This window comes from Flavobacterium sp. 22659, from assembly GCF_052044235.1.
In the GTDB taxonomy this organism is placed as follows: domain Bacteria; phylum Bacteroidota; class Bacteroidia; order Flavobacteriales; family Flavobacteriaceae; genus Flavobacterium; species Flavobacterium johnsoniae.
In genome coordinates this window covers 64,207-79,510 of sequence record NZ_JBQEMU010000023.1, presented here as the reverse complement: position 1 = coordinate 79,510, position 15,304 = coordinate 64,207, and the positions used below count along the sequence as shown (strand labels likewise).

Genomic DNA, 15,304 nt, shown 5'->3' with positions numbered 1-15,304 from the left:
AGATATAGATAAGTGTAAATCTGTGAAAATTGTGTTGTAATATCCAGAGGATTTATTTTCCTTTTTGCAGATTATAAGCATATAGAAAACCGTCTGCACTTCCAAAGTAAATTGTGTTGCTGTTTACAAAAGGTGAGGAAACAATTGGTCCTAATCTATAAAATTGATCCATTACTTTTTTGTTATTATCATAAAATGTCAAATCTTCATTTTGGGCTGTATATCCAAAATCTAAAAGATCATTTTTTAGAGTTGCAGATGCAAATTGTTTTCTGTTTTCAGTACTTACAGAATTAAATTCTTTTCCGCTTGAAAGTAAGTTTAAAGCAAAGAAATTCCCTGTAAAATCTCCAAAATAAATCGTGTTTCCGGCAATTGCAGGTGAAGAATAAACATAACCGTTTGTTTTAAGACGGTATTTTTCTTTTCCGGTTTTTAGGTCCAAAGCTAATAAAGCATAAGTATCAGAAGTTCCCACATAAACGGTGTTGTCTTTAACAACAGCAGAACTCAAAATCCAGGAATTCTCGGCATCGTATTTCCAGATTAGTTTTCCTGTTTCAGAATCAAGAGCAAAAAAATGAGGATCACGCGCTCCAAAAAGCACTTTCCCATCACTAACAGCGACAGAAGATTGAATTCCTTTAAAACCTGTTTGAGTTCCCAATGTAAAGTGCCAGATTTCTTTTCCGGTTTCTGCATTCAAAGCATATAAAACAGCATCCCAGCCGCCAATGTAAATTTTGTTTATATCGATTACGGGAGTTCCGTGAACAGGACCATCTGTTTTAAATTTCCATTTTAGATTTCCGGTTTTGGCATCAACAGCATAAAAATTTCCGTCACTGCTGCCAAATAAAACTAAAGCCGTTTTTCCATTTTGGTACACAACGGGAGATGATAAATAGAAACTCCATAAATCTTCCATATATTGATTTGCTGGTTTAAAACCCCACATTCCAATTTCGCCCAGCCAGTGTTCGCCTCCGGTTTTGAACTTCCAGATTTCTTTTCCAGTTTGGGAATTGACAGCGTAATAAAAGCCATCAAAACTGCCGAAATAAATTGTATTTCCGGATATACTCGGTGAACTGTGAATTGCCCCGTTGGTTTTAAATTTCCAGTTTTCTTTTCCTGTTTTTTCATCAACAGCATATAGAAACCCGTCTTCACTTCCAATGTAAACCGTATTGTTTTGAGAAATGGGAGAAGAAAAGATTTTGCCTTCGGTTTTAAATTTCCATTTTAAATCGCCTAAAGGCTGGTATTCTTTTCCATTAAAAACCCGATCTGAAAATGCATTGATTGTTTTAGATTTATTTTGGCCTAAAACTGAATTATTTAAAATAAAAAACAATAAAAGCGGTATCAAAAACTGTGGTTTTTTCATGATGTTTTTTTTTCTCATAAATATAATATCTTTTTTAAAATACTGCCATTCAGTTTTATAACGATCTGTTTCGATTATGTTTTTTATCTAAGTTTTGAATACTTACATTTGTTTTGCTAAAATAGATTTAAAATGAAAATAATAGCGGTAATACCGGCACGATATGCCTCAACACGATTTCCTGCAAAATTGATGCAGAATTTGGGAGGTAAAACAGTAATTCTAAGAACGTATGAAGCTGCGGTTTCAACAAAATTATTTGATGATGTTTTTGTTGTAACCGATTCTGATTTGATTTTTGATGAAATTGTTTCTAATGGTGGAAAAGCCATTATGAGCATCAAAGAACACGAATCTGGAAGTGATAGAATTGCAGAGGCTGTTGCAAATCTTGATGTTGATATTGTGGTAAATGTACAAGGAGACGAGCCTTTTACAGAAGCGGGGCCTTTAGAACAGGTTTTATCTGTTTTTAAAAATGATCCAGATAAAAAGATTGATTTGGCTTCATTAATGCGTGAAATTACAAACGAAGACGAAATCAACAATCCAAATAATGTTAAGGTTGTGGTAGATCAATCGCAGTTTGCGTTGTATTTTTCAAGATCAGTAATTCCGTATCCAAGAGAGAAAGATGCCGGAGTTCGTTATTTTCAGCATATCGGAATTTACGCTTTTAGAAAACAAGCTTTATTAGACTTTTACAGCCTTCCGATGAAATCTTTAGAAGCTTCAGAGAAATTAGAACAGCTGCGTTATTTAGAGTTCGGAAAACGTATTAAAATGGTTGAAACAACTCATGTTGGAATTGGAATTGATACTGCTGAGGATTTAGAAAGAGCCAGAGCGATGCTTAGGGATATTTAACTCGTCATTGCGAGGAACGAAGCAATCTCACGACGTTTATCCTGTTAGTGTGATTGCTTCGTTCCTCACAATGACCTTGACTTCGTATAATAAAAAAAAGCTCCAAAATTTTGGAGCTTTTTTTATTATCTAAAACAGTTTAAATTACTGGTATAAATTTGGGAATTTAGAAGGATTAACTTCGTTCATCATGCTGTACACTTTCTCAAAAATATCTTCGGCAGAAGGTTTAGAGAAATAATCGCCGTCTGTTCCATAAGCTGGTCTGTGGGCTTTTGCAGCAAGAGTCTGCGGTTTGCTGTCAAGATATTTGTAAGCATCTTGTTCTTCTAAAATCTGTTGTAATATATATGCTGAAGCGCCGCCCGGAACATCTTCGTCGATTACTAAAAGACGATTTGTTTTTGCGATACTTTTCACGATATCTTTATTAACATCAAACGGAAGTAAAGACTGAATATCAATAATTTCGCAGTCGATTCCTAAATCTAATAACTCAGTTGCTGCCTGCTGAACCAGTCTTAAAGTCGATCCGTAAGAAACTAAAGTAATATTTGCACCTTCTTTTAAAGTTTCAACCACACCAATCGGCGTTTTGAATTCACCAAAATTTAAAGGTGTTTTTTCTTTTAAACGGTAACCATTTAAACATTCAATTACTAAAGCAGGTTCATCGCACTCTAAAAGAGTATTGTAAAATCCTGCAGCTTGTGTCATGTCTCTTGGAACCAAAACGTGAATTCCTCGGATAGCATTTATAATCATTCCCATTGGAGAACCAGAATGCCAGATACCTTCTAAACGGTGTCCGCGGGTTCTGATAATTAATGGTGCTTTTTGTTTTCCAACTGTTCTGTATTGTAAAGTAGCCAAATCATCACTCATGATTTGAATCGCGTACAATAAATAATCTAAATACTGGATTTCAGCAATTGGACGCAGACCTCTCAAAGCCATTCCAATTCCCTGACCAATAATGGTTGCTTCACGAATTCCGACATCGGCAACACGAAGTTCTCCGTATTTTTCCTGCATGCCTTCAAGTCCTTGATTTACGTCGCCAATGTTTCCAACATCTTCACCAAAAATCAATAATTCAGGATATTTATTGAATAAAGCATCAAAGTTATCACGAATTACCATTCTTCCGTCTAAATCCGGTTTTGCATTTTCAGCATATTTAGGAAGCACTTTTTGTACAGAAAATACATTTTGTGCTGATTCTGAATGCAGGTTGCTGCTGAATTTTTCCTGAGTTGCTTCAATAAAATTCGTAATCCAGTTTGACAGAATAACTTTGCTGTTTGGAACTTCTATAAAACGAAGAATTTTACGGGCATAAACCAGTAATTCTTTCTTTAAAGGCGCTTTAATAGCTTTTAATTCTGAAATATATTTTCTAATTCTTTCTTTATGGTTGATGCTGGCTTCAGCAATCTGCTCCAATAAATCTAAAAGATTATTTTGTTCTTCTATAATTGGATTAATAAAATCGTTCCAGGCTTCTTTTTTAGCTTCAAGAACTTCTTTTTTTAATTCAGCATCAAGTTCTGCTAATTCTTCCGGAGAGGCAATATTGATGGCAATCATCCATAAGCGCATTTGACGGATACAGTCAAAATCTCTTTCCCAGGCAAGTCTTTCGGCACTTTTGTAACGTTCGTGAGAACCAGAAGTAGAATGGCCTTGCGGCTGTGTCAATTCGTTTACGTGAATTAAAATTGGAATATGTTCTTCGCGTGCAACGGCGCCGGCTCTTTCGTAAGTCGAAACCAACTCGGCATAATCCCATCCTTTTACTCTAAAGATTTCATATCCTTTAGAATCTTCATCACGCTGATAACCTTTAAGTATTTCAGAAATATTTTCTTTTGTTGTCTGGTGTTTTGCATGAACCGAAATTCCGTATTCATCATCCCAAACGCTCATTACCATCGGAACTTGTAAAACTCCGGCAGCATTTATAGTTTCAAAGAATAAACCTTCAGAAGTACTTGCATTTCCTATTGTTCCCCACGCAACTTCATTTCCGTTTACAGTAAATTTGTCTTTGATTTTTATTCCGTCAACATTTCTGTAAATCTTTGATGCCTGAGCTAATCCCAATAATCTTGGCATTTGTCCTGCAGTAGGTGATATATCTGAACTTGAATTTTTTTGTTTTGTTAAATCTTTCCAGGATCCGTCTTCATTTAAACTGTGCGTTACAAAGTGTCCGCCCATTTGCCTTCCGGCAGACATTGGGTCATAATTTAAATCGGTGTGGCCGTATAAACCTGCAAAAAATTGTTTTGCGTTTAATTCGCCAATCGCCATCATAAAAGTTTGATCACGATAATATCCAGAACGAAAATCCCCATCTTTAAAGGCTTTTGCCATAGCAAGCTGCGGCACTTCTTTTCCGTCTCCAAAAATCCCGAATTTAGCTTTTCCTGTTAATACCTCTTTACGGCCTAATAAGCTGCATTCACGGCTTGTTACGGCAATTCTGTAATCATTCAGGACCTCAGTTCTGAAATCTTCAAAGGTTAAAGTAGTATTGCTTTTTTCTGTTATCATAATCTTGTAGGGGTCATGTTGAGTCTGCGAAATTACTTAAAAACAATCAATAATCATAATTCTTTAAAATAAATATAATTCAATTATTTGTATTTAAAACCAAAAAACTATGTATTTTATTTGTGTTATTTTTATTGTTTTTGTTCTTTTTCTGATAATTATTTATGTTTTTGATTAAAATTTATTCAATTAAAACCATTTTCGAGTGAAAAGAGTGACTAATGTTTTAGGAGAAAAAGTTATCACAAATCTAATTTTTTCGTTGTATTTATTTTGTGATATTTCCCATCCGTTATTTGAGTAAACCGGAAAATAAAGCTCAAAATAATCAGGAACAAGGTTTAAGCGTATGCCGCTGTCGTAAGCGAAGTACTCTTTTTGATGTTTATTTTTTAAAAAACCAGCATCGCCATAAACTTCAATCCAGTTCCATAGTGCGTAACTGGCATTTACAGTTGCCATCCATTGGTTTGCAAACGCAGGATTCAGCTTAGATTTAAAACCTCCTTCGGCAATTACATACTGCTGGCTGAAAATACCTGTAGTTTCTGATCTTCCCAGAATATTGTAATCAAATAAATAATCAGTCGGCTTGTCTAAACCAAAACTAAAATAATCTGAATTTGTTGTGTTGTAAATAAAACTTCCGGCAAATACTCTCAGGTTTAACTTTCTGTTGTTTTCAAATAATCTTCTGTATTCTACTTCTGCGGAGACTTTACCAAAACCACTTGAAAACTGAACATCGGTCATGAAATTAAAATGATCGACCAATTCTGTTTTAGTATTTGCATACCGCGCATTGAAAATAGAATAATTTGGTTTTGAATTGTCTGTAATAAATTCGCTTGCCTCACGATTTACAATTACCTGACGAAACATAATAAGCTGTTTCCTGTTGTCTCTAAAATTCTCCTCACGAATTCGAAATTGCACCATAGGATTCAGTCTCAAATACGTTGCATCCGGCGCATAATGGAAATAGTTCTGGCTTAGAGAATATCTTACATTATATAAAGTACTGTTTCGATAATACTGACTCCATGCAAAAGCAGAAGAACCAGATAATGTTCCGGCTTTTAAAGAATAAGCAGGATTAATATCAAACGTAAACGGTTTATCTAAAATGGTTTTGTTATGAAAACGTACTCCGGGCGTAAAACCATCGTAGTAATTATAGGTGAGGGTTGGTATATATAAAATCTGATTGTAATAAGGATCTTCTAAATCTTTTGCAAAATTAAATTTGATTGGGCGATTTGTGATTACCAAGCTTTTTAATGATTTCCAGTTGTTTCTTTGATTGAATTCCGGAACTTCGTTATCGTAATTGATAACTAATTTATCAGCATTTTTTCGGCTGAACTGGTAAACTGAATCTGGTTGTTTCGGTTCAATCCATTCTTTAAAAACAATTTTATTTTTTTTAAGGCCGTAAACCGGAATAGGCGCATAAATGTCAGTTTTGCTTTTTATTGAAAACTGAACGCTGTCGGCAGTTCTCGATACGTTTGTAAATTTATAATCTATTATTTCTCTGGAATCGATTATGGTATTAAAAAACCAATCGAGATTTTTAGGGCTTTTTTTAATTAAGATTTTTTCAAAATCATAACGATTTGTCTGCTGTGATTTATTAAGATTATAAAATTCCTGAACACTTTCGGGAACAATATTATGGTTCAGGTAATCATCTAAATAGCTTAAACTTAAACCAGCGCGGTATTTGCTCGCAATCTGCTCGTTAAATTTTATTAAAGTGTTTTTTGGATCGCCAAGCGGCTGATCCAGATTTTTACGTGCCATAAGCATATAATAATAGCTGTATTGCTCGTTAAAAGTCAAATTGGTGATATTGTAACTTTTAAAAAGTTTCATTCTCGAAAGTCTGCCCAGCATTTTTTCATCTAAATGATATTCCTCCATGTATTTCATCATGGCATAGATCTGGATTCCATCATAAACCCAATTGTCTTTTCTTGGGTCAAGGCGGAGGGAGTTTTTTAGATAATTGTTGAGATAGGTTTTGAAAAAAGTAATCTCAAACATAAACTCATCAGAAAACGGACTAATTATAGAAGGAAGCTGATTTAGTCCATAAAAAGGATTTCGTTCATAATCTGCCTGCGAAACTGTGATTTTTTCATGCGGATATTTCCCAATAAATTCATTCGCAAACGCAGCAACACGATTAATTACAATTGCTTTTTGAATCTCGGTTATTTTCTTATTTTTCAAGTCAGTTAAAACCTCAATTGTTCCGTTGTTATAACTTCTAAAATTGTTTTGTTTTTCAATAAACAAATTAAAATCAGTTCTATTATTTCCTGCAAACGAATAGGTGCTGTAAGCAGCATTAGTGCTGTCTTTTGAAACCGAATTTAAATCGGTTATAATAGAATAATTGTTTGGGAGTTTTATTTCAAGTTCATAATCAGCTTCGGCATTTGCAATATCGTCAAGATTAAAGTTGTTGTATTTTACAAAATCATGATTTTCAAAGCGGGCAGGGGTCAGGAACCAGTTTTTTAAGTTCATCCCGTTTTGGTCAAATCCGTAATGGGTGAATTTATCACTTGGAATTTTTGAAATGTAGGTAATATGCAGATCAATTTGTTCGCCAGGGAGAAGTTTTTTATTCAGCCGTATAACGATAAAATCCGGATTTTTTTCTGTTCTTTCCCATTCAAGAGCCGTAAAGTTTGAATCGGTCAGGTTTAAAATTGTGGTATTTCCTTTTTCTACAGTTTTTGCCAAATGAAAACCGCGATAAAATTCATCAGAAAAACGTTTTGCTAAAGGTGTATTTCTATCTGAAAAAGCATTGTTCCAGTCGTTTAAAACAATAGAAACCAAAGTATCATTTGAAGTATTTAAATAGGTAATATCCTGTTTTACGTTTAGTGTTTTGAGTTCAAGATTAACCGCCACTTCCATCTTAGACTGATGTTGTGCATATTGCTTTATTGAATTGAATAAAGCAAAGATTATGATTATAATTTTATAGAATGATTTCAAGAATTGGCTTAAAATTATATATACCTTAAGTTACGTGTGTAAAGCTGTTTTGGTTTTTGTAAAAATAGCATAAAAAAAGCTGTTAAAAAAAACAGCTTTCATTTTTATATAGTAATTGGTGCAAATTTAACCTTGTAGGGTTAAGAAGTGCAGATTTTTTTAAGAATACTTAAACTTACAGAATATATTTATCTTTGTAAGATTAAAAAGATATTTTAGAAATTCGGACTCAAATCGTATTTCTTGTAGAATTTATCTAAAACATCAACTACTTCATCTTCAGTATCTACAATCTTGAATAAGTTTAAATCTTCCGGGCTTACAGTATGCATTTTTTCTACCAAAACTGTTTTTACCCATTCGATTAAACCAGACCAAAATTCTACACCAACTAATATAATTGGGAATTTTCCAATTTTTTTGGTTTGAATTAAAGTGATAGCTTCGAACATTTCGTCTAATGTTCCAAAACCTCCCGGCATAACCACAAAACCTTGTGAATACTTTACGAACATTACTTTTCTCACAAAGAAATAATCGAAATTCAGGTTTTTATCGTGATCAATATAAGGGTTAAAGTGCTGCTCAAAAGGTAGTTCGATGTTTAAACCAACAGACGTTCCGCCTCCCATATGTGCACCTTTATTTCCAGCTTCCATAATTCCCGGGCCTCCTCCCGTAATTACGCCATAACCGGCTTTACTGATTTTATAAGCAATTTTTTCTGCCAATAAATAATATTTGTCGTCTGGTTTTGTTCTCGCAGATCCAAAAATAGATACACAAGGACCAATACGCCCCATGCTTTCGTAACCGTTTACAAACTCAGACATAATTTTAAAAATCGCCCAGCTGTCATTGGTTCTAATTTCATTCCAGGTTTTTTGTTTTAAACTGTCCTGGATTACTTTGTCCTCATCATTATCAAAATCTTCTAATCTCATTTTAGGTATTTTAATTATTTATATTTTTATTTAAGCTGTCATTATTATAATAGTTAAAGAAGGAGCTTAGTCCTGCTGTTTACTATATTTCCAATTTAGAAAAACTACGGCTGAAAAGCCTTTTTTGTAAATCGGGAAATGCCGTTCCCATCAGAGCTAGGGCATTTGGTTTCAAACAAACAATTGGTTTATCTGAAAAAAAACTCTTCTTAAAAAATTGAATTTTTTTAAAAAAGCGGATACTAAATTAACTCTTTTTTCTAGAATTGTTACAAAAAAGAAAATTTATAATCTAAAAGTAATGTTGAGATAATGTTAGATTATAGTTTTTTGATTCATTGTCAGATGATTACAATGAATGTGGTGTTTGATAATAAATTAGAGTTTGTGGTTAATATATGTCGTTCCTACGGAACTCAATTGTGTGACGTTTCAAAATCATCAAAGGATTAAAATCCGTTGCTACAATATGCATCATTCCTATGGAACTTTTTATTGGTACGTATCAATATTTTGAAAAGATTAAAAACCGTTGCTATTGATCTGTCGTTTCTATAGATTTTTTTTGAGAATCAATTCATAAAGAGCCTTTGGCCGATTCATTTTGTAGCGACGGATTTTAATCCGTCAAAAAAAGATACGATACACGCGAATAGATCCATAGGATCGGTATATATTACTGGGATGGATTTTAATCCACCCCATATAAAAATTTGGTTATTCCAATTCCTTTTTCAAAAACTTAGCCGTATAGCTTTTTTTATTTTTGGCTACTTCTTCCGGTGTTCCTTTGGCAATTAATTGTCCGCCGCCTTTTCCGCCTTCAGGTCCAATATCGATAATATAATCTGCAAGTTTAATAACATCCATATTGTGCTCAATAACCAGAATTGTATTTCCTTTATCTACTAATTTATTGATTACGTCCATTAAAACGCGAATATCTTCAAAGTGTAATCCGGTTGTAGGTTCGTCCAGAATATAAAACGTATTTCCAGTATCTTTTTTAGATAATTCTCCTGCTAGTTTAATACGTTGTGCTTCACCACCGGAAAGCGTTGTACTTTGCTGTCCTAGTGTAATATATCCTAAACCAACATCCTGAATTGTTTTTACTTTTCTGTAAATCTTCGGAATATTTTCAAAAAACGGAACCGCTTCGTCAACCGTCATATCCAGAACATCCGAGATTGATTTTCCTTTGTATCGAATTTCAAGTGTTTCTCTGTTAAAACGTTTTCCCTGACACGTTTCGCATTCTACATAAACGTCTGGTAAAAAGTTCATTTCGATTGTTCTAACTCCAGAACCTTCGCAGGTTTCGCAGCGTCCGCCTTTTACGTTAAAACTGAAGCGTCCGGCTTTGTAACCGCGAATCATACTTTCAGAAGTCATCGTGAACAAGTTTCGGATTTCTGTAAAAACTTCGGTATAAGTTGCTGGATTTGAACGCGGTGTTCTTCCAATCGGACTTTGGTCAATATCTATAACTTTATCTATATGTTCTAAACCTTCAATCTTTTTATAAGGCTGTGGTTTTTTTACGCCATTAAAGTAATAAGCGTTCAAAATAGGGTAGAGCGTTTCGTTGATCAAAGTTGATTTTCCGCTTCCTGAAACTCCCGTAACACAAATTAACTGACCTAAAGGTATTTCGATAGAAACATTTTTAAGGTTGTTTCCTGTTGCTCCGGTTAGTTTTAAGAATTTTCCATTTCCTTTACGGCGTTCTTTCGGAATCTCTAATTTCATTTTACCATTCAAATATTGAGCGGTAATAGTATCTGATTTTAAAGTTTCTGCAGGAGTTCCAATACTGATGATTTCTCCTCCATATTTTCCGGCTTTTGGACCAATATCAATTACATAATCTGCGGTTTCGATCATGTCTTTATCGTGTTCTACCACAATAACCGAATTTCCAATATCACGTAATTGTTCAAGTGAATGAATTAGTTTTTCATTGTCTCTTTGGTGTAAACCAATACTTGGCTCATCTAAAATATAAAGCACACCAACTAATTGTGAACCAATTTGGGTTGCCAGACGAATACGCTGTGCTTCACCTCCTGAAAGTGATTTTGAACTTCGGCTTAAAGCCAGATAGTTTAAACCAACGTTCATTAAAAAGTTCAAACGGTCTTTAATTTCTTTAACAACCTCAGAAGCAATCAAAAGCTGTTTATCAGTTAGGTGGCTGTTTAAATCATGGAACCACGCAGTTAAATCTGAAATATCCATATCACACAATTCAGTGATATTTTTTTCATTTACTCTAAAAAATAAAGCTTCTTTTTTAAGGCGTGAACCTTCACAGACCGGACAAGGAATTTCGTCCATAAAATCTTTCGCCCAGCGCTTTATGCTGGTTGTTGCGCTTTCATCATATTGATTTTTGATGAAGTTTGAAATTCCTTCAAAATCAATTTTATAATCGCGGGTAACACCAAGATCTTTAGAACTTACGGTAAATTTATCTTTTCCGCCATGCAGAATCATCGTCATGGCTTCTTCCGGAATTTTCTCGATTGGATCTGTAATTTTAAATCCAAATTTCTCACCTATGGTTTCTAACTGTTTGAAAATCCATGATGATTTGTATTCGCCAAGCGGAGCCAAACCACCGCTTTTAATCGATAATTTCGGATTTGGAATTATTTTTTTAACATTGATTTCGTGCACAGTTCCTAATCCGTTACAATGCGGACAGGCGCCTTTTGGAGAGTTAAAAGAAAATAAATTCGGTTCTGGATTTTGATAGGATATACCGGTTGAAGGACACATTAAGTTTCGGCTGAAATAGCGTACTTCATTTGAATCCTGATCTAAAATCATCAATACGTTTTCACCGTGATGCATAGCAGTATTGATACTTTCTGCTAATCGTTTTTGATTATCCGGATTATCTTCAATAACCATTCGGTCCACAACGATTTCAATATCATGTGTTTTATAACGATCCAGTTTCATTCCGGCTGTTAAATCCTGAACTTCTCCATTTACGCGGACTTTCAGAAATCCTTGTTTTGTAATTTGCTGGAATAATTCGGCATAATGACCTTTACGGGCCTTAATTACAGGTGCCAGTATATTAATTCGTTTTCCGTTATAATCCTGAATAATCAAATCTTTAATTTGTTCATCAGAATATGAAACCATTTTTTCGCCTGTGTTGTAACTGTAAGCGTCTGCACCACGGGCATATAAAAGTCTTAAGAAATCGTATATTTCAGTAATGGTTCCAACGGTTGAACGCGGACTTTTACTGGTAGTTTTTTGTTCTATGGCAATAACGGGAGAAAGTCCGTCGATTTTATCAACATCTGGACGTTCTAAACCGCCAAGGAATTGTCTGGCATAAGCCGAAAAAGTTTCAACATAACGACGCTGGCCTTCGGCATAAATAGTGTCAAATGCCAAAGATGATTTTCCCGAACCTGATAAACCGGTAATTACCACCAGTTTTTCACGCGGAATTGAAATATCGATATTTTTTAGATTATGAACTCTTGCGCCAAGAACTTCAATAGTGTTGTCTTTATCTAGCATAAAAATGAGCAAAACGCAAAGTTACCACTTTGATTTGTTCTTTTTGTACTCGAATGCAAAAGTTTATGTTACAATTAATAACAAATTAACGCTAGTTTAGAACTAGCGTTTTCTTTTTCTTGTGGCCATATATTCTTCAATGGCTTCTTTGGTTGTATACCAGTTTCGGCCTTCTTTATAAGCATCTATTTTTCCTGTTCTGGCCAATAAACTAACATATTCCTGACCATATGGAGATTCTGGCTCGCTTACGATATTTTGTATAGGCTGATAATCGTAAGTGCTTCCGGGCATTGCATTTAAATAAATATTGAGTGTGCGCTCAAGTGCCTGACACATCAAAAGCGTTAGTTTTTGGTAATTGCCATTATTGGCTTGATTTAATGCTTCGTAATACTTTTTTCTATCGTTTTTTAAAATAATAGCCGGAGGAAAACCACAACGCATTAATAATAAATTCATACTTAAACGAACTGTACGGCCGTTTCCATCAAAAAAAGGATGAATCCAGACTAATTTATGATGGTAAATTGTTGACAGCTCAATATCATTTAAACCTAATGGATTTGTATTGATAAAGTCAATTAATTCATCTAGATAATCTGAAACTTTATTAGCATTTGGAGGCGTAAAATTCGCTCCTGAAATACGAACACCTCCGTTTCTAATGCGGCCAGCAAAATCATCTTCAATGGAACGTAAAACTAAACCATGAATAGAAAGAATATCAATACTTCTAAGTTTGTAATTATCATCAACAATTGAATATAAATAGTCAATTGCTTTGTCGTGATTATGGGTTTCAAAATGCTCTCGAAGTGATTTCCCTTTTATGGTAATTCCTTCCTGGATAACCATTTGGGTTTCACGTAAGCTCATTGTATTTCCTTCAATACTATTTGAATTGTAAGTCCATTCGAGAGATAAACTTTCGCGGATTTTATGTAAAGCAATATTAGGCAGTGGTCTGCTGGTTTGCAGTTCCTGTCTTTTTTGGTACAATCGATCAAAAGTTGATTGAAATTCGTCTCGGTATGTTAAGTCAATATTCCACATAATCCTACAAATTTACTTCATAATATCGGTTATAGCAAATTTTTAACTTATCCGATATTAAGCTTATTCTATTGTCATAGAACGCAGTTTCATTCTGTAGGCTTCAAGTGCAATAGATTTTGAAATGATGCCGAAGTATTTGTCATTTCTAAGTACAGGAAGAAAAGCTGATTTTGATCTTTCGAATTTGGTCATGACAATTTCCATACTGTCATTTGAAGAAATGGTTGCTGCAGGCGTTTTCATTACGTCTTTAATTAACGTATATTTTACGCGGTAAGCATTAAAAATGATTTCGCGGATATCATTAAAATGTACAATTCCAACAAGATCCCGATCATTATTTACAACAGCAAAAACTACCTGATTGGAATGCGAAATAAGGTCGACTAATTTGCTCAAATGATCTTCTGGGGAAACGGTTAAATAATCGGTTTGGATAATCGTATCAATATCCAGAGTCGATAGAATATTAGAATCTTTATTACTGGTAAAAGCGTGCCCTTTTTTCGCAAGATTTTTTACGTCAAGCGAATATTTTTCAAAACGTTTAGAAATAGCAAAACTGATTGAGGAAACAATCATAAGCGGAATCATCAAGCCGTAACCTCCTGTAATTTCGGCAATAAGGAATATTGCTGTTAATGGTGCATGGAATAATCCGCTAAGAATTCCGGCCATTCCAACCATTGTAAAATTAGTAATAGGCAGTTTTGATAAACCAGTAAGGGTAACAAGTTTTGAAAAGAAATATCCTAAATAAGATCCTAAAAACAGGGAAGGAGCAAAATTACCTCCATTTCCGCCGCTTCCAAGCGTAAGTCCGGATGCAAAGACTTTTACCATCATTGTGCATCCAATAAAAAGCAGTAAAACCCAGTTGTTATTTCTCCATGTGGCAAATAAAGTATTGTCTAACAATTGTCCGGGATCACTTTCAGATAATGTTTTGATGCTTTCGTATCCTTCACCAAAAAGAGTTGGGAAAATAAAAATAAGAAGTGCTAAAAGCGAAGAACCAATCAGGGCTTTTTTATAAGGTCCCATTTTTAGTTCTGAGAAATAATGTTCTACCCTTTGAAAATTTCGGGCGTAATAAACAGCCATAAAACCAGTTATTAAGCCTAAAATTACGTAAAAAGGAATATTATGATAATCAAAAGTTTCTTGTTTTTTAAAAGATAAAAGAATGCTTTCGTCTAATACAATTGCCGATACCAAAGCACCCGTCGCCGCTGAAATCATAATAGGTGTAAAAGCCGATATGCTGACGTCTACCAATAAAACTTCAATAGCAAAAAGAACTCCGGCAATTGGGGCATTAAATGCTGCTGAGATTCCAGCTGCTACACCACAGCCAATAAGTAAAGTACGGTCTTTGTATGCTAATTTATAGTTTTGTGCATAATTAGAACCAAAAGCGGCTCCTGTAATTACAATTGGACTTTCTAAACCTGCAGAACCTCCTAAACCAACAGTTAAAGAGCTTGTTACAATTTGCGCATACATTTGCTTTCTCGGAATTATACTTGCCTTTTTAGCAACTGCGTATAAAATTTGTGAAGTTCCTTTTTGAATCGATCCGTTTAGAACCTTTTTTACAACCAAAACTGTAAGCAGAATACCAATTATAGGCAGGATACTATTAATAAAACCTAATTTTAAAATTCCGCTTATATAAGTTGCAAAAGAAAAAACATTATGGGCAAAAGCTTTCAGGATAATTACTGCAAAAGAACAGGAAATACCCACTAAAACACTTGATAAAAAAATGAATTGTTTTGGTGTCAAAATAGATTGAGCCAAAGCAATAATACTTTCCAGTCGTCTAAACAGTTTTTTTATCATTAGTATTTTAAAAAATTACGGAGAATGCAAATTTAACTCTAAACATTCGTTTTTATCAAATTTTTCTACTTAA

At 34.2% G+C, this 15,304-nt stretch carries 8 protein-coding genes; 1 reads left to right on the top strand and 7 read right to left on the bottom strand.

The window, feature by feature from the left end:
- Window positions 1-52: 52 nt before the first annotated feature.
- The gene (locus ACTJIW_RS19775; protein WP_440715815.1) at window positions 53-1,408 is read right to left on the bottom strand and encodes an outer membrane protein assembly factor BamB family protein; all 1,356 of its coding nucleotides are present in this window, start codon (window positions 1,406-1,408) and stop codon (window positions 53-55) included.
- Between the two features lie 114 nt (window positions 1,409-1,522).
- Between ACTJIW_RS19775 and kdsB the strand changes: the two genes are divergently transcribed.
- Window positions 1,523-2,257 (top strand): 3-deoxy-manno-octulosonate cytidylyltransferase, encoded by a 735-nt coding sequence (gene kdsB / locus ACTJIW_RS19770; protein ID WP_440715814.1) that lies wholly within the window; start codon window positions 1,523-1,525, stop codon window positions 2,255-2,257.
- A 144-nt stretch (window positions 2,258-2,401) separates the two neighbouring features.
- On the opposite strand, the gene ACTJIW_RS19765 is transcribed toward kdsB, so the two are convergent.
- The 6 genes from ACTJIW_RS19765 to ACTJIW_RS19740 all read right to left on the bottom strand — a co-directional run bounded on the left by ACTJIW_RS19765 (window position 2,402) and on the right by ACTJIW_RS19740 (window position 15,231).
- The gene (locus ACTJIW_RS19765) at window positions 2,402-4,816 is read right to left on the bottom strand and encodes an alpha-ketoacid dehydrogenase subunit alpha/beta (protein ID WP_440715813.1); all 2,415 of its coding nucleotides are present in this window, start codon (window positions 4,814-4,816) and stop codon (window positions 2,402-2,404) included.
- Window positions 4,817-5,005: 189 nt separating this feature from the next.
- A complete protein-coding gene (locus tag ACTJIW_RS19760; protein ID WP_440715812.1) occupies window positions 5,006-7,753 on the bottom strand; it encodes an aminopeptidase in 2,748 nt (915 codons plus the stop codon).
- 296 nt (window positions 7,754-8,049) lie between these two features.
- On the bottom strand, window positions 8,050-8,778 hold the full coding sequence (locus ACTJIW_RS19755) for a TIGR00730 family Rossman fold protein (RefSeq protein WP_073410959.1): 729 nt from the start codon (window positions 8,776-8,778) through the stop codon (window positions 8,050-8,052).
- 717 nt (window positions 8,779-9,495) lie between these two features.
- Complete coding sequence (gene uvrA, locus ACTJIW_RS19750; RefSeq protein ID WP_433812621.1) at window positions 9,496-12,327, bottom strand: excinuclease ABC subunit UvrA; 2,832 nt, start codon at window positions 12,325-12,327, stop codon at window positions 9,496-9,498.
- Window positions 12,328-12,429: 102 nt separating this feature from the next.
- Entirely contained in the window at window positions 12,430-13,383 is a 954-nt protein-coding gene (locus tag ACTJIW_RS19745) for a Fic family protein (protein ID WP_440715811.1), read from the bottom strand.
- Window positions 13,384-13,446: 63 nt separating this feature from the next.
- On the bottom strand, window positions 13,447-15,231 hold the full coding sequence (locus tag ACTJIW_RS19740; RefSeq protein ID WP_012026472.1) for a chloride channel protein: 1,785 nt from the start codon (window positions 15,229-15,231) through the stop codon (window positions 13,447-13,449).
- Window positions 15,232-15,304: the final 73 nt, after the last annotated feature.